Raw genomic sequence first — 15,982 nt, 5'->3', positions numbered from 1 at the left:
TCGACGCGAGCCAATCTCACCATCCCGTCACATCCCCCAATTGGTGCGCGCGGCGCACCCTACGGACCGCAAAGCACCTAGCCGGCGGCGGCCAGCATTACGACCCGGCAGACCTCGTCCACCCAGCCGTACGCATGGCCGTAGGGTGCGCCGTGCGCACCAGCCCATCGCGGGATACCCACCTTCATCCCGCGCCTGGAATCGATCCAGGCCACCATTCCCCGTCTCATCACCTTGGTGCGCGCAGCGCACCCTACCTCGCCTGTACCAGTGTGCCGGCGGTGGCGCGGCGCAGGTGCTCGGTGAGGCCGGCCAGCAGCTCGCCGCCGTTGCGCCAGTGATGCCAGTACAAAGACACGTCGATGAAGCGCTCGGGCACCAGCTCCACCAACCTGCCGCTGGCCAGTTCGTCACGCACCTGCAGCTCCGGCACCAGTCCCCAACCCAGGCCGCCCTCGGTCAGGCGCACGAAACCTTCCGACGAAGGGCACAGGTGATAGGCGAATGCCCCCGTCACCCCCAGCCCGGCCAGGTAGCGGTGCTGCAACTGATCGTCCGGGCCGAAGACGATGGCCGGCGCCCGCGCCAGCGTCTCGGCGCTGACGCCGTTGGCGAAATGCCGGGCGACGAAGCCAGGACTGGCCAGCGCGCGATAACGCATCGCCCCCAGCGCCAGGCTGCGCGCGCCGGCTACCGGGCGCTCGGCGGCGCACACGCAGCCGGCCACCTCGCCGGCGCGCATGCGCTTGAGGCCAACCTCCTGATCCTCCACCACCAGCTCCATCAGCACCTGCCGGGTCGCGCAGAACTCGGTCGTCGCGGCGGCCCACCAGGTGGCCAGGCTGTCGGCGTTGATGGCAATGCGCAGACGCTCGGGCAGCGCCTGTTCATCCAGCCCCGGCACCTGCCCTTGCAGGTCGCGCTCGAGCAGGCGCACCTGCTGCACATGGTTGAGCAGACGCCGGCCGATTTCGGTAGGCGCCGGCGGCATCGCGCGCACCAGCACCGGCTGGCCGACCCGCGCCTCGAGCAGCTTGATTCGCTGCGAAACGGCAGATTGCGACAGGCCCAGCACCTGCGCCGCGCGCTCGAAGCCGGCCTGTTCCACCACCGCCACCAGGGCAGCCAGGAGTTTGTAATCGAACAAATCGATTTTCCTAATGAGCGATCAGCATTATTTGTTTCTCTTATACACCTGCGCGCCGCAGACTCGCCAGCATCCACCTCACCTCTGGAGCTCAAGATGGCCGGCGAAACCGATCTCTCACGTTTGCTGCAGAGCATGACGCCGCAGCTCAACCCCGGTCAGTACGTGTTCTGCTGCGTTGCTGCCGACCATGACTGCAGCGCCCTGCAGCCCATCGCCAGCCTGCGCGAAGCCGAAGGCCTGAGCCTGGTGCTGCCGTGCGAGGTCGCCGACGCCCATGGCCTGCGCTACGACTTCGTGGCGGCCTGGATCACCCTGCAGGTGCACTCCTCGCTGGCAGCCGTGGGCCTGACCGCCTCCTTCTCCGCCGCCCTAGCGCAGGCCGGGGTGAGCTGCAACGTGGTCGCCGGCTTTCATCACGACCACCTCTTCGTACCCATCGAGCGCGCCGAACGGGCGCTGTCGACCCTGCGCGCGCTGTCGGCCGCCGCCCTGCCGGAGCCGGTGTGATGTGGCAGAGCTACAGCAACGGCCTGCTGGTCGCCATCGGCCTGATCATGGCCATCGGCGCGCAGAATGCCTTCGTCCTGGCGCAGAGCCTGCGCCGCGAGCACCACATTCCGGTGGCGGCGCTGTGCATCCTTTGCGATGCCGTGCTGGTGGCGGCCGGCGTGTTCGGCCTGGCCACACTGCTGGCGCAGAGCCCGACGCTGCTGGCCATCGCCCGCTGGGGCGGCGCTGCGTTCCTGCTCTGGTATGGCAGCCAGGCGCTGCTGCGCGCCGCGCGTCCGCAGTCACTGCAAGCAACGGATAACGAACCGCGCTCCTTGCGGGCGGTGATGCTCGCAGCGCTGGCGGTCACCCTGCTCAACCCGCACGTCTATCTCGATACCGTGTTGCTGATCGGCTCGCTCGGTGCCCAGCAGCCCGAGCCCGGCGCCTATGCCGCCGGGGCGGCCAGTGCCTCCCTGCTCTGGTTCACCAGCCTGGCGCTCGGCGCGGCGTGGCTCGCACCCTGGCTGGCGCGACCGCTGACTTGGCGGCTGATCGATCTGGGCGTGGCGGCGATGATGTTCGCCGTGGCCGCACAACTGATTCTGGGCGGGTTGTAGGCTCTCTCCCATGGCCGGATGCAAGCCGGGGAATCACAGGCCCCGGATTGCATCCGGGCTACGCATCTGCGAGGTAGCTGGGCAACGTGCACGGCGTACGCAGTCGCAGCGCGATCCGTGGCGCGCTCATCGCTCGGCGGTGCAACGTCCACCTGCTGGATCTACCTTGAATGGGTAGCACCAGTCGCCGGCAACCGACAGCCGGGTGAACCCACTGCAGAACCTTCGGTTGCACCCGACCGCCTGGCGGTCGCCCCAAGCCCGGGAGTCCGGCTTATGCCCAGCTCGCCCTGCCGCGCCCAGGGAAACGCCACCACCACCCGCAACGCCTTGTATACCGGCGCTTCGAGCGCACAGATGACGTCCGTCGCCGCGCGACAATTATTGGTTGCACCTGGTTGCACCCAACGCTTGAGCGGGTTTAATCTGCGCCCTTTCGCGTTAGCTACGCTCGTAACCACAGGTATAAGAAATGGCTACCACCACTCTTGGCGTAAAACTCGACGATGCCACCCGTGAGCGCCTGAAAAAGGCCGCTGCGCAGATCGATCGCACCCCGCACTGGATGATCAAGCAGGCGATCTTCAATTATCTGGAGCAAGTCGAGAGTGGCCTGACGCCCGCCGAGCATGCCGGCCTGGCCGCTGCCGCCGGTGAGGAAGCCCTGGAGTCGCTGACCGAGCAGGGCCTGCAGGTGTTCCTCGACTTCGCCGAGAGCATCCTGCCGCAGTCGGTACTGCGCGCCGCCATCACCAGCGCCTACCGCCGCCCGGAAACCGAAGTGGTGCCAATGCTGCTGGAGCAGGCGCGCCTGAGCAAGGAACAGGCCGAGGCCTCGCAGAAGCTGGCGCTGGGCATCGCCGAGAAGCTGCGCAACCAGAAGAACGCCAGCGGCCGCCAGGGCCTGGTGCAAGGCCTGCTGCAGGAGTTCTCGCTGTCGTCGCAGGAAGGCGTGGCGCTGATGTGCCTGGCCGAAGCCCTGCTGCGCATCCCCGACAAGGCCACCCGCGACGCGCTGATCCGCGACAAGATCGCCAACGGCAACTGGAGCCAGCACCTCGGCCAAAGCCCGTCGATGTTCGTCAACGCGGCGAGCTGGGGCCTGCTGATTACCGGCAAGCTGGTGTCCACCCACAACGAGGCCGGCATGACCTCGGCGCTCAACCGCATCATCGGCAAGAGCGGCGAGCCGGTGATCCGCAAGGGCGTGGACATGGCCATGCGCCTGATGGGCGAGCAGTTCGTCACTGGCGAGACCATCGCCGAAGCCCTGGCCAACGCCGCCAACCTGGAGGCCAAGGGCTTCCGCTACTCCTACGACATGCTCGGTGAAGCCGCGCTGACCGAGGAAGATGCCAAGCGCTACCTGGCCTCCTACGAGCAGGCCATCCACGCCATCGGCAAGGCCTCTCACGGTCGCGGCATCTACGAAGGCCCGGGCATCTCGATCAAGCTCTCCGCCCTGCACCCGCGCTACAGCCGCGCCCAGTACGAGCGCGTGATGGACGAGCTGTACCCGACCCTGCTGGGCCTGACCCAGCTGGCCAAGCAGTACGACATCGGCATCAACGTCGACGCCGAGGAAGCCGACCGCCTGGAGCTGTCGCTGGACCTGCTCGAGCGCCTGTGCTTCGAGCCATCGCTGGCCGGCTGGAACGGCATCGGTTTCGTCATCCAGGCCTACCAGAAGCGCTGCCCGTACGTGATCGACTACGTCATCGACCTGGCCAAGCGCAGCCGTCATCGCCTGATGATCCGCCTGGTCAAGGGCGCCTACTGGGACAGCGAGATCAAGCTGGCTCAGGTCAACGGCCTGGAAGGCTACCCGGTGTACACCCGCAAGCCGTACACCGACGTGTCCTACATCGCCTGTGCGCGCAAGCTGCTGGCCGCGCCGGAAGCCATCTACCCGCAGTTCGCCACCCACAACGCCCACTCGCTGTCGGCCATCTACCACCTGGCCGGGCAGAACTACTACCCGGGCCAGTACGAGTTCCAGTGCCTGCATGGCATGGGCGAGCCGTTGTACGAGCAGGTGGTGGGCAAGGTCGCCGACGGCAAGCTGAACCGCCCGTGCCGCATCTATGCACCGGTGGGCAGCCATGAAACCCTGCTGGCCTACCTGGTACGCCGCCTGCTGGAAAACGGCGCCAACACCAGCTTCGTCAACCGCATCGCCGACCACAGCATCTCGCTCAAAGACCTGGTGCTCGACCCGGTGCTGCAGGTCGAGCAGATGGCCGCACAGGAAGGTGCCGTCGGTCTGCCGCACCCGCGCATCCCGCTGCCGCGCGACCTGTACGGCAAGGATCGAGTCAACTCCTCGGGCCTGGATCTGGCCAACGAACATCGCCTCGGCTCGCTGTCCTCGGCACTGCTGTCCACCGTCAACCAGAGCTATCTGGCCGAGCCGATGCTCGGCTGCGATGGCGCCAACCCGGGCGAGCCGGAGCCGGTACGCAACCCGGCCGATCATCGTGACCTGGTCGGCCATGTGCGCGAAGCCAGCGTCAAGGATGTCGACAGCGCCCTGCTCTGCGCCCTGGCCAGCGGGCAGATCTGGCAGTCCACCCTGCCGGCCGAGCGCGCCGCCGTGCTGGAGCGCGCCGCCGACCTGATGGAAGCCGAGCTGCAGCAGCTGATGGGCCTCTTGGTACGCGAGTCCGGCAAGACCTTCGCCAACGCCATCGCCGAAGTGCGCGAGGCGGTGGACTTCCTCCGTTACTACGCGATCCAGGCGCGCAGCTTCGGCAACGACAGCCACCGCCCGCTGGGCCCGGTGGTGTGCATCAGCCCGTGGAATTTCCCGCTGGCGATCTTCACCGGCCAGGTCTGCGCCGCGCTGGCCGCCGGCAACACCGTGCTGGCCAAGCCGGCCGAGCAGACCCCGCTGATCGCCGCGCAGGCCGTGCGCATCCTGCGCGAGGCCGGCGTACCGGCTGGCGCCGTGCAGCTGCTGCCGGGCCGTGGCGAAACCGTCGGCGCGCGCCTGGTGGGTGACGAACGCGTGCGTGGGGTGATGTTCACCGGCTCCACCGAAGTGGCCGGCATCCTGGCGCGCAACATCGCCGGGCGCCTGGATGCTCAGGGCCGCACCATTCCGCTGATCGCCGAGACCGGCGGTCTCAACGCCATGATCGTCGACTCCTCGGCGCTGACCGAGCAGGTGGTGATGGACGTGGTCGCCTCCGCCTTCGACAGCGCCGGCCAGCGCTGCTCGGCCCTGCGCGTGCTGTGCGTGCAGGACGATGTGGCCGATCGCGTGCTGACCATGCTCAAGGGCGCCATGGCCGAATACAGCCTGGGCAACCCGGAGCGCCTGAACACCGACATCGGCCCGGTGATCGACGCCGAGGCCAAGGCCGGCATCGAAACCCACATCACCAAGCTGCGTGAGAAGGGCCGCAAGGTCACCCAACTGGCGCGCGTCAACGCTGACGACATCAAGCGCGGCACCTTCGTCGTGCCGACCCTGATCGAGCTGGACAGCTTCGACGAGATGAAGCGCGAGATCTTCGGCCCGGTGCTGCACGTGGTGCGCTACGCCCGTGCCGATCTGGGCAAGCTGCTGCAGCAGATCAACGACAGCGGCTACGGCCTGACCCTCGGCGTGCACACCCGCATCGACGAGACCATCGCCCAGGTGGTGAGCACGGCCAAGGTCGGCAACCTGTACGTCAACCGCAACATGGTCGGCGCCGTGGTCGGCGTGCAGCCGTTCGGTGGTGAAGGTCTGTCCGGCACCGGCCCGAAAGCCGGCGGCCCGCTGTACCTGTATCGCCTGCTGTCGACCCGTCCGCAGGAGGCCGTCGCCAATTACCTGCAACAGGCCGAGGTGCAGGCACTGCCGGTTCCGAGCGAGCTGGACAAGGTGCGCACCGCCTTCGCCGAGTGGGCGAGCAAGCAGGAGCCGGGCATCGCCGCGCTGTTCGAGCAGTACCGCACGCTGTCGCAGAGCTACAGCAGCCACACCCTGACCGGCCCGACCGGCGAGCGCAACAGCTACAGCCTGCTGCCGCGCGAGCGCGTGCTCAACCTGGCCGACGAGCGCAGCGACCTGCTGGCCCAGCTGGCCGCCACCCTGGCGGTGGGTAGCAAGGCGATCTGGCTGGACAGCCAGCGCGCGCTGCACGCCGAACTGCCGAAGGAAGTGCAGAAGCACATCCAGCTGGTGGCCGACTGGAACAGCATCGACGTGGAGCTGGACGCCATCCTGCACCACGGCGATTCCGACCAGCTGCGCGCGGTGAGCGAGCAGGCGGCGCAGCGCAAGGGCGCCATCGTCGGCGTGCACGGGCTGAACAAGGGCGAAACCGACATCCCGCTGGAGCGCCTGCTGATCGAACACGCCCTGAGCGTCAACACCGCAGCCGCCGGCGGCAACGCCAGCCTGATGACCATCGGCTGAGACTTTCGACCGTCACAGGTCGGAAACGCCGTGGAAAGCTGGCTGAAAGCTTTCCACGGCATGCTGCACCCACACGGCGCGACTGCCTGCAGGGGTTACCCGCCCGGCGCCGTGTTCTCTCCTCGTGACCTTCGGGTCTGCGCCAGCCTACCCGGCCGGTGCTCCGCGCGGGGCCAAACGCCCCGCTCATTTCCCAAGGCAATCCATCTCAAATTGCCATCATTGCGTGCCGAAAAGTTCCGACTATCGTTCAGGAGCGGCGCTTCGCTGCGCCAGCCGGAGCAGCAGTCCTGAAGCTTTTCGGGTGCTCGACAACGCGACTCAACGGAGATGCGTTGACGAACCCTGACTATTGATTCAGGTCAGGACGCAGTGCTCGCCAAACGCGCTCAATACCTATGTCCCCTTGTGACACGGAGGTAATTGAGATGTCTGACTCGACGCAAAAACTCCGCCTCGGTGCGCTGATCGCACTGGTCGTCGGCTCCATGGTCGGCGGCGGTATCTTCTCCCTTCCCCAGAACATCGCCGCCAGCGCCAGCGCCGGTGCCACCCTGATCGGCTGGCTGATCACCGGTGTCGGCATGCTGACCCTGGCCTTCGTGTTCCAGACCCTGGCCAACCGCAAGCCCGAACTCGACGGTGGGGTCTACGCCTACGCCAAGGCCGGCTTCGGCGACTACATGGGCTTTTCCTCGGCCTGGGGCTACTGGATCAGCGCCTGGATCGGCAACGTCAGCTACATGGTGCTGCTGTTCTCCACCCTGGGTTACTTCTTCCCGGTATTCGGCGAAGGCAACACCCTGCCGGCGGTGATCGGTGCCTCGGTGCTGCTGTGGCTGCTGCACTTTCTGGTGCTGCGTGGGATCAGGGAAGCGGCCTTTATCAACACCGTGACCACCATCGCCAAGATGCTGCCGCTGGCACTGTTCATCGTCATCGCCGCCATCGCCTTCAAGCTGGACGTGTTCACTGCGGACTTCTGGGGCAGCGGCAACCCGGAACTGGGTAGCGTGATGGATCAGGTGCGCAACATGATGCTGGTCACCGTCTGGGTGTTCATCGGCATCGAGGGGGCGAGCATCTTCTCTGCCCGCGCCGAGAAACGCAGCGACGTCGGCAAGGCCACGGTGATCGGCTTCGTCGGCGTGCTCCTGCTGCTGGTGCTGGTCAACGTGCTGAGCCAGGGCATCCTGGCCCAGGCCGAACTGGCCGGGCTGAAGAACCCGTCGATGGCAGGCGTGCTGGAGCAGGTGGTCGGCCCCTGGGGCGCGCAACTGATCGCCATCGGCCTGATCGTCTCGCTGGCAGGCGCCTTGCTGTCCTGGACCCTGCTGTGCGCGGAGATTCTCTTCGCCAGCGCGCGCGACCACACCATGCCGGAGTTCCTGCGCAAGGAGAACGCCAACCACGTTCCGGCCAATGCGCTGTGGCTGTCCAACGGGCTGATCCAGCTGTTTCTGATCATCACCCTGTTCAACGCTTCCACCTACCTCAGCCTGCTGTACCTGGCCACCTCGATGATTCTGGTGCCGTACTTCTGGTCCAGCGCCTATGCGGTACTGCTGGCAGTGCGTGGCGAGACCTACGAGCAGGCCAATGGCGAGCGCAACAAGGATCTGCTGATCGCGGGCATCTCCACCCTGTACGCGGTGTGGCTGGTGTACGCCGCCGGCGTGCAGTACCTGCTGCTCTCGGCGCTGCTCTATGCCCCTGGCGCGATCCTCTTCGCCAAGGCCAAGCGCGAGCTGGGCCAACCCATCTTCACCGGTGTCGAGAAGATCATTTTCGTCGCCGTGCTGATCGGTGCCGCCATCGCTGCCTACGGGCTCTATGACGGCTTCCTGAGTCTCTGAAACGCTGGCCGCGAGCGGCCCGCAGGGGCCGCCGGCCAGCCTGAAAACTCGCTCTACGAGAAGGAGTTCGACATGTCCAAGAAAGCCCTAGGCGTTCATTCCGAAGCCGGCAAGCTGCACAAGGTGATGGTTTGCTCGCCAGGCCTGGCACACCTGCGCCTGACCCCGAACAACTGCGACGAACTGCTGTTCGACGACGTGATCTGGGTATCGCAGGCCAAGCGCGACCACTTCGACTTCATGACCAAGATGCGCGAGCGCGGCGTCGAGGTGGTGGAGATGCACAACCTGCTGGAAGAGACCGTGCGCGATCCCCATGCGCTGAAGTGGATTCTCGACCGCAAGATCACCCCCAACAGCGTCGGCCTCGGCCTGCAGAACGAAGTGCGCTCCTTCATCGAAGGCCTGGAGCCACGCAAGATCGCCGAGTTCCTGATCGGCGGCGTTTCCGGCGCCGACCTGGTCAGGCACAAGGATTCCGAAGCCGCGAAGATGTTCAACGCCTATCTGGGCGAGTCCAGCTTCATCTTCCCGCCGCTGCCCAACACCCAGTTCACCCGTGACACCACCTGCTGGATCTACGGCGGCGTCACCCTCAACCCCATGTACTGGCCGGCACGCCGTCAGGAAACCCTGCTCACCACGGCCATCTACCAATTCCACCCGGACTTCGCCAACGAACCCTTCGAAATCTGGTACGGCGACCCGGACCGGGATCATGGCGCTGCGACGCTGGAAGGCGGCGACGTGATGCCCATCGGCAACGGCACCGTGCTGATCGGCATGGGCGAGCGCACCTCGCACCAGGCCATCGGCCAGGTGGCCCAGGCGCTGTTCGCCAAGGGCGCGGCCGAGCGGGTGATAGTCGCAGGCCTGGGCAAATCGCGCGCGGCCATGCACCTGGATACCGTGTTCAGCTTCTGCGACCGCGACCTGGTGACCATCTTCCCGGAAGTGGCCAACTCCATCGTGCCCTTCGTCCTGCGCCCGGACGAAAGCCGCCCCGGCGGCATCGACCTGCGCCGCGAGGACAAGCCCTTCCTCGACGTGGTCGCCGAATCGCTCAACCTGAAGAAGCTGCGCGTGGTGGAAACCGGCGGCGACGCCTACGAGGCCGAGCGCGAGCAATGGGACGACGGCAACAACGTGGTCTGCCTCGAACCCGGCGTGGTGGTCGGTTACGACCGCAACACCTACACCAATACGCTGCTGCGCAAGGCCGGCGTGGAAGTCATCACCATCAGCGCCAGCGAACTGGGCCGTGGCCGTGGCGGCGGCCACTGCATGACCTGCCCGATCATCCGCGACCCGATCGATTACTGATCCAGCCAACCCCGGCGGCCATCCGCTGCCGGGGCGTTTCAGCTGCCCACGAGGAGAAAGAACCATGGCGTTCAACATGCACAACCGTAACCTGCTCAGCCTGATGCACCACAGCACCCGCGAGCTGCGTTACCTGCTCGACCTGTCGCGCGACCTCAAGCGCGCCAAGTACACCGGCACCGAGCAGCAGCACCTCAAGCGCAAGAACATCGCGCTGATCTTCGAGAAGACCTCCACCCGCACCCGCTGCGCCTTCGAGGTGGCTGCCTACGACCAGGGCGCCAACGTCACCTACATCGACCCGGGCTCCTCGCAGATCGGCCACAAGGAATCGATGAAGGATACCGCCCGCGTACTCGGGCGCATGTACGACGCCATCGAATACCGCGGCTTCAAGCAGGAGATCGTCGAGGAACTGGCCAGCTACGCCGGCGTGCCGGTGTTCAACGGCCTGACCGACGAATACCACCCGACGCAGATGCTCGCCGACGTGCTGACCATGCGCGAACACAGCGACAAGCCGCTGCACGAGATCAGCTACGCCTACCTGGGCGATGCGCGCAACAACATGGGCAACTCGCTGCTGCTGATCGGCGCCAAGCTCGGCATGGACGTGCGCATCGCCGCGCCCAAGGCGCTGTGGCCGAGCGACGAGCATGTCGCCGCCTGCAAGCAATTCGCCGAGGAAAGCGGCGCGCGCATCACCCTCACCGAGGACGCCAGGGAAGCGGTCAAGGGCGTCGACTTCGTCCACACCGACGTCTGGGTCTCCATGGGCGAGCCGGTGGAAGCCTGGGGAGAGCGCATCAAGGAGCTGCTGCCCTACCAGGTCAACATGGACATCATGAAGGCCACCGGCAACCCGCGAGCCAAGTTCATGCACTGCCTGCCGGCCTTCCACAACAGCGAAACCAAGGTCGGCAAGCAGATCGCCGAACAGTACCCGCACCTGAAGAACGGCATCGAGGTCACCGAGGACGTGTTCGAGTCGCCCTACAACATCGCCTTCGAGCAGGCGGAAAACCGCATGCACACCATAAAGGCGATATTGGTCTCGACCCTGGCTGATATCTAGGTTGACGTAGCCCGGATGCAATCCGGGGATGAGCTTGTCTCCCCTCTCCCATTTATGGGAGAGGGGCCGGGGGAGAGGGTCTGACCGGCAACACATTCACGTAGCCCGGATGCAATCCGGGAATGGCCGCTCCCCTGCCCCGGATTGCATCCGGGCTACGAACACGAACAAGGAGAACACCATGCGACTCGTCATCGCCCTGGGCGGCAACGCCCTGCTTCGCCGCGGCGAAGCCATGACCGCGGAAAACCAACGGGAAAACGTGCGCATCGCCTGCAAGCAGATCGCCAAGGTGGCGCCCGGCAACGAACTGGTGATCGCCCACGGCAACGGCCCGCAGGTCGGCCTGCTGGCCCTGCAGGGCAACGCCTATGACGCGGCCAACCCCTACCCGCTGGACGTGCTCGGCGCCGAGACCGAAGGCATGATCGGCTACATGATCGAACAGGAGCTGGGCAACCTGCTGCCGTTCGAAGTGCCCTTCGCCACCATTCTCACCCAGGTCGAAGTCGACAGCGCCGACCCGGCCTTCAAGAAACCGACCAAGCCCATCGGCCCGGTCTACGACAAGGCAGAGGCCGAACGCCTGGCTGCCGAAAAGGGCTGGAGCATCGCTCCGGACGGCGACAAGTTCCGCCGCGTGGTGGCCAGCCCCCGGCCGCAACGCATCTTCGAGATTCGCCCGATCAAGTGGTTGCTGGAAAAGGGCAGCGTGGTGATCTGCGCCGGCGGCGGTGGCATCCCCACCATGTACGAAGGCAACAAGCTGCATGGCGTCGAGGCGGTGATCGACAAGGACCTGTGCTCGGCCCTGCTGGCCGAACAGCTCAACGCCGATCTGCTGGTGATCGCCACGGATGTCGATGCGGCCTATATCGATTGGGGCAAGCCGACGCAGAAATCCATCGCCGCCGCCCATCCCGACGAGATCGACAAGCTCGGCTTCGCCGCCGGCTCCATGGGACCGAAGGTACAGGCTGCCTGCGAGTTCGCGCGCAACACCGGCAGCAGGGCGGTGATCGGCTCATTGGAGAATATCGAAGCTATCGTTCAGGGCCGTTCGGGCACGCGCATCAGCCTGGAAGTCCAGGGCATTCAATACTACTGAGCAAATACGGGGCTTCGGCCCCGCCGCTTTTCGCAGGAGCACCGAAGATGTTCACCCCCGGTCATCTGCACCGTGACAACAACGACCGCCCAGAGCATATGCGCCTGCTGCCGCCCTTCTCGGTGGACTTCTATTACGAAGTCCGCAAGGACCCGCAGCAGGGGCCGATGCTGCACATGCGCCTGGTCGGCGAAGTGGACGGCAGGCACTTCGAGGAAGAGTTCGAGCTGCATCGCGACGTCGCCTTCAACTTCGCCAGCGTGGCCACCCGCGTTGCGGCCCGCCACGGCCTGCCCCCCAACGCCAGCCCGGTGATGCGCGGCCACGACGAATACGACAAGGTGTTCGCCGATATCCGCACCAAGCTCAATGCCCAGCCGGGCGAGCCGGTCAATCTCGACCACGTGCTCTGAGGCAGGGGGCGCCGTGCGCACCGATGCGATCACTGAATCGACGTAACGCCCGGCGCGCACAGCCACCCAGCCCGTAGGGTGGGCTTTAGCCCACCAGCGGTGGTTGGCGTGGGCTAAAGCGGATCGCCGCCTGGCCCACCCTACAAGGCTCACGAGCCTTCCTTGGACCCCTAGCAACAGCTAACAGGGGCATGGCCACACCAAAAGCACCGCTGGAGATGCCGGTGCGCACGGCTCACGCTACGGCTCCTCTCATGCCTGCATGGTCCAGCCATGTACACCCATGGCAGCCTGACGCCCTGCCTCCGAGCGGGTCGGGTGCGGATGGCAGGTCAGCGCGATGTCCTCGGCCGAGGCGGAGAATTCCATGGCCACGCAATACTCGCCGATCAGCTCGCCCACGTTCGGGCCGATCATGTGCACGCCGAGAATCTGGTCGGTGTTGGCGTCGGCGAGAATCTTCACGAAACCCTCGGTCTCGTGGTTGATCTTCGCCCGGCTGTTGGCCGTGAAAGGAAACTTGCCGACCTTGTAGGCGCGACCTTCGGCCTTCAGCTCCTCCTCGCCCTTGCCGACACTGGCCACCTCCGGACGGGTGTAGATCACCCCGGGGATGACCCCGTAGTTGACCTCCGCGGCATGCCCGGCGATGCGCTCGATGCAGGCCACCGCCTCGTCCTCGGCCTTGTGCGCCAGCATCGGCCCGGAGGTGACGTCGCCGATGACCCACACGCCGGGTACGCCACTGTGCTGCTTGTCATTGGCGAGCATGCCGCGCTTGTCGGTGCTCAGGCCGACGCTCTCCAGGCCGAGCCCCTCGGTGTAGGGTCGCCGACCGATGGCCACCAGCACGTAGTCGGCCTCCAGCGTCTCGCTCGCGCCGCCTGCTGCCGGCTCCAGGCTCAGGGTCACGCCGGACTTGCTCGCCTTCGCGCCCGTGACCTTGGTACCCAGCTTGAAACTCATGCCCTGCTTGCTCAGGGTGCGCTGCAGGGTCTTGGCCGTCTCGCCGTCCAGACCGGGACAGATGCGCTCGAGGTATTCCACCACGGTGACCTGGCTGCCCAGACGGCGCCACACCGAGCCCAGCTCCAGGCCGATCACGCCGGCCCCGATCACCACCAGATGCCTGGGCACCTCGGGCAGCGACAGCGCGCCGGTGGAGTCGAGAATGCGCGCGTTGTCGATCGCCACGCCCGGCAGCGGGGTCGGCTCCGAACCGCTGGCGATGACGATGTTCTGCGTCTCCAGCAGGCGCTCGCCGCCCTCGCTCAGCCTGACCTGCACCCGCCCCGGCCCGTCGATACGCGCCCAGCCTTTGACCCATTCCACCTTGTTCTTGCGAAACAGGAACTCCACGCCCTTGGTCAGCGCTTCGACGCTGGCGGCCTTCTGCTTCATCATCTGCGCCAGATTCAGCGTCGGCGTGACCTCCACGCCCAGCGCTCTGAGTTCGCCGCCGGCCGCCGCCTCGTACATTTCGGAGGCATGCAGCAGGGCCTTGGACGGCATGCAGCCGACATTCAGGCAGGTGCCACCGAGGGTTTCGCGCCCCTCCACGCAGGCCACCTTCAGGCCCAGTTGGCCGGCACGGATGGCCGCGTTGTAGCCGCCGGGGCCGGCGCCGATGATGACCACGTCATAGCTGCTCATAGCTTTTCCTCGAATCAGGGAAGTTTGCCGGCCACCGCAGCGGTGACCACCGGGCGGGCGCGCAGGAAGTGGAAGAACACAAACGCCAGCACGGCGAACAACGCATTCAAGGCAACCATAGGCCAGGCCGAGCCATCCTGCAGGGCGCCGAGCAGCAGGCCGGCCAGGGTGGCGCCGGCCATCTGCGAGAAGCCCATCAACCCCGCCGCCAACCCGGCGCGCTGCGGGTTGGGAATCACCGCACCGGCCACCGCGGCGGGCAGCAGCATGCCGCCGCCCAGCGTCACCAGCACCTGCGGCAGCGACAGCCCCAGTAGCGACAGGCCGAACAGCAGGTAGACCGCCAGGGTCAGCGAGGAGCCGAGCAGCACCAGCGCCACGCCGATGCCCACCACCCGCAGCGGCCCCAGGCGCTGCACGTTGCGCAGGGTGAACAGCGCACCGCCCAGCAGGCCGGAAACGATCAGGGCGAAGGTCAGCCCGTACTGCGCGGCGCTGAGGCCCAACAGGCCGATGTACACCGAGGACGAGCCAGCCACCACGACGAACATCGCGCCGTAGGTGCAGGCGATGGTCAGCGCCAGCGCCCGGCAACCGGGCCAGACCTGCAGGTAGTTGGCCAGCAGCCCCTTGAGGCGGGCGGCCTGCGGATCACGCCCGAGATGCGTCTCGCGGTAGCGACCCAGCACCGATAGCAGCGCCAGGCTGCCGAGCACCAGGATGGCCAGCAGCGGCGCGCGCCAGCCGCCGTACTGGGTCAGCAGGCCGCCGACCACCGGCGACAGGACGATGGCGGCGAACATGCCCAGCACCGTCATTGCCAGGGCCGGTCCCGCCTCGGCCTGCCACACGTCACGCACGATGGCGCGCGCCAGCACCAGTGCCGCGCAGGCGCCCAGGCCCTGCAGCACGCGCATGCCGATCAGCACCTCGATGTTCGGCGCCAGCAGCATGCCCAGAGTGGCCAGCAGATAGAGGCTCAGGCCGCCCAGCAACACCGGCCGACGCCCCAGGCGATCCGACAGTGGCCCGAGCCATAACTGGCCAAGGCCGAAGGCCGCGACGAACAGCGACAGCGCCAGCAGACTGCTGCCAGGCTCGGCTTGTAGCCCGCGCTCCAGCTCGCCCAGGGCTGGGATCAGCAACTGCGTGGAAGTTTCCCCCAACGCGGTCAGCAGCATCAGGATGATCAACAGAACGCGGGATGGCTGCATGGCTAGGCTCCGTTCGACGACGACTGGCGGTCATTTATATTTCGACCATAATATGAAACATTGAATGTCGTCCATCATATTTATTTGGAGCCCACATGACTGCCCTGTCACGAGATGCCCGCCTTGCCACCTGGATCGCTGAAGAACAGGCCATCCGCAGCCAGCTCGCCGCCCCCGGCACCCTCAGCCTGGCGCAGGTGGCCGCCATGGCGCCGATGGATTTCTTCGCTGGCATCGGCCGCGGCGAACTGCCCTCGCCGCCGATCGGCGCGGTGCTGGACTTCACCCCGGTGCACTGGGCCAGCGGCCTGTTCGTGTTCCAGGGCACGCCGGACCAGCGTCACTACAACCCGCTGGGCAGCGTGCACGGCGGCTATATCGCCACCCTGCTGGACTCCTGCATGGGCTGCGCGGTGCACACCCTGCTCAAGCCCGGCCAGGGCTACACCACCAGCGACCTGCGCGTCAGTTACATCCGCGCACTGCGCAGCGAAGTCGGCCCGGTGCGCGCCGAAGGCCGCATCGTCCACCTCGGCCGCTCCACCGCCCTGGCCGAGGGGCGGCTGTACGACGTCGACGAGCGCCTCTATGCCGTCGCCTCCACCACCTGCCTGATTCTCGACATGACCGCCCCGCGCCAGGGCGCTGACATAGGTGTAAGATGACAGCCAGC

General features: G+C 66.4%; 12 protein-coding genes. 9 read left to right on the top strand and 3 right to left on the bottom strand.

Going from position 1 to position 15,982, the window contains the following annotated elements:
* Positions 1–253: 253 nt before the first annotated feature.
* Positions 254–1,147, bottom strand: coding sequence for a LysR family transcriptional regulator ArgP (locus BLS61_RS22370; RefSeq protein ID WP_090434960.1), 894 nt, complete (start codon positions 1,145–1,147; stop codon positions 254–256).
* Between the two features lie 96 nt (positions 1,148–1,243).
* Between BLS61_RS22370 and BLS61_RS22365 the strand changes: the two genes are divergently transcribed.
* The 8 genes from BLS61_RS22365 (at position 1,244) to BLS61_RS22330 (ending at position 12,442) form a co-directional block, all read left to right on the top strand.
* Entirely contained in the window at positions 1,244–1,657 is a 414-nt protein-coding gene (locus BLS61_RS22365; protein ID WP_090434957.1) for an ACT domain-containing protein, read from the top strand.
* Positions 1,657–2,259, top strand: a complete 603-nt coding sequence (locus tag BLS61_RS22360) for a LysE/ArgO family amino acid transporter (protein ID WP_090434954.1) — start codon at positions 1,657–1,659, stop codon at positions 2,257–2,259. Before BLS61_RS22365 ends, BLS61_RS22360 begins: the two co-directional genes overlap by 1 nt.
* Before the next feature lie 472 nt (positions 2,260–2,731).
* Positions 2,732–6,667, top strand: a complete 3,936-nt coding sequence (gene putA, locus BLS61_RS22355) for a trifunctional transcriptional regulator/proline dehydrogenase/L-glutamate gamma-semialdehyde dehydrogenase (RefSeq protein ID WP_090434950.1) — start codon at positions 2,732–2,734, stop codon at positions 6,665–6,667.
* A gap of 428 nt (positions 6,668–7,095) precedes the next feature.
* Positions 7,096–8,523, top strand: coding sequence for an arginine-ornithine antiporter (gene arcD, locus BLS61_RS22350; RefSeq protein ID WP_090434947.1), 1,428 nt, complete (start codon positions 7,096–7,098; stop codon positions 8,521–8,523).
* 72 nt (positions 8,524–8,595) lie between these two features.
* Positions 8,596–9,846 (top strand): arginine deiminase, encoded by a 1,251-nt coding sequence (gene arcA, locus BLS61_RS22345; RefSeq protein WP_090434944.1) that lies wholly within the window; start codon positions 8,596–8,598, stop codon positions 9,844–9,846.
* 64 nt (positions 9,847–9,910) lie between these two features.
* Positions 9,911–10,921 (top strand): ornithine carbamoyltransferase, encoded by a 1,011-nt coding sequence (locus BLS61_RS22340; RefSeq protein WP_090434940.1) that lies wholly within the window; start codon positions 9,911–9,913, stop codon positions 10,919–10,921.
* A 181-nt stretch (positions 10,922–11,102) separates the two neighbouring features.
* On the top strand, positions 11,103–12,029 hold the full coding sequence (gene arcC, locus BLS61_RS22335; protein ID WP_090434937.1) for a carbamate kinase: 927 nt from the start codon (positions 11,103–11,105) through the stop codon (positions 12,027–12,029).
* Between the two features lie 47 nt (positions 12,030–12,076).
* Complete coding sequence (locus tag BLS61_RS22330) at positions 12,077–12,442, top strand: DUF5064 family protein (protein WP_090434934.1); 366 nt, start codon at positions 12,077–12,079, stop codon at positions 12,440–12,442.
* Positions 12,443–12,694: 252 nt separating this feature from the next.
* On the opposite strand, the gene lpdA is transcribed toward BLS61_RS22330, so the two are convergent.
* Complete coding sequence (gene lpdA, locus BLS61_RS22325) at positions 12,695–14,095, bottom strand: dihydrolipoyl dehydrogenase (RefSeq protein ID WP_090434931.1); 1,401 nt, start codon at positions 14,093–14,095, stop codon at positions 12,695–12,697.
* Between the two features lie 14 nt (positions 14,096–14,109).
* Positions 14,110–15,309, bottom strand: a complete 1,200-nt coding sequence (locus BLS61_RS22320; protein WP_090434927.1) for a Bcr/CflA family efflux MFS transporter — start codon at positions 15,307–15,309, stop codon at positions 14,110–14,112.
* 95 nt (positions 15,310–15,404) lie between these two features.
* Here BLS61_RS22320 and BLS61_RS22315 point away from each other — a divergent pair, with 95 nt between their 5' ends.
* A complete protein-coding gene (locus BLS61_RS22315) occupies positions 15,405–15,974 on the top strand; it encodes a PaaI family thioesterase (protein ID WP_090434923.1) in 570 nt (189 codons plus the stop codon).
* Positions 15,975–15,982 lie beyond the last annotated feature (8 nt).

It is taken from the genome of Ectopseudomonas guguanensis (genome assembly GCF_900104265.1).
GTDB classification, from domain to species: Bacteria; Pseudomonadota; Gammaproteobacteria; order Pseudomonadales; family Pseudomonadaceae; genus Aquipseudomonas; species Aquipseudomonas guguanensis.
This window is presented reverse-complemented; position numbering and strand designations above follow the sequence as displayed.

Bases quoted from the DNA above. Each gene is read 5' to 3' on its own strand.
- BLS61_RS22365 (WP_090434957.1), top strand. From the start codon at position 1,244: ATGGCCGGCGAAACCGATCTCTCACGTTTGCTGCAGAGCATGACGCCG.
- BLS61_RS22360 (WP_090434954.1), top strand. From the start codon at position 1,657: ATGTGGCAGAGCTACAGCAACGGCCTGCTGGTCGCCATCGGCCTGATC.
- putA (WP_090434950.1), top strand. From the start codon at position 2,732: ATGGCTACCACCACTCTTGGCGTAAAACTCGACGATGCCACCCGTGAG.
- arcD (WP_090434947.1), top strand. From the start codon at position 7,096: ATGTCTGACTCGACGCAAAAACTCCGCCTCGGTGCGCTGATCGCACTG.
- arcA (WP_090434944.1), top strand. From the start codon at position 8,596: ATGTCCAAGAAAGCCCTAGGCGTTCATTCCGAAGCCGGCAAGCTGCAC.
- BLS61_RS22340 (WP_090434940.1), top strand. From the start codon at position 9,911: ATGGCGTTCAACATGCACAACCGTAACCTGCTCAGCCTGATGCACCAC.
- arcC (WP_090434937.1), top strand. From the start codon at position 11,103: ATGCGACTCGTCATCGCCCTGGGCGGCAACGCCCTGCTTCGCCGCGGC.
- BLS61_RS22330 (WP_090434934.1), top strand. From the start codon at position 12,077: ATGTTCACCCCCGGTCATCTGCACCGTGACAACAACGACCGCCCAGAG.
- lpdA (WP_090434931.1), bottom strand. From the start codon at position 14,095: ATGAGCAGCTATGACGTGGTCATCATCGGCGCCGGCCCCGGCGGCTAC.
- BLS61_RS22320 (WP_090434927.1), bottom strand. From the start codon at position 15,309: ATGCAGCCATCCCGCGTTCTGTTGATCATCCTGATGCTGCTGACCGCG.
- BLS61_RS22315 (WP_090434923.1), top strand. From the start codon at position 15,405: ATGACTGCCCTGTCACGAGATGCCCGCCTTGCCACCTGGATCGCTGAA.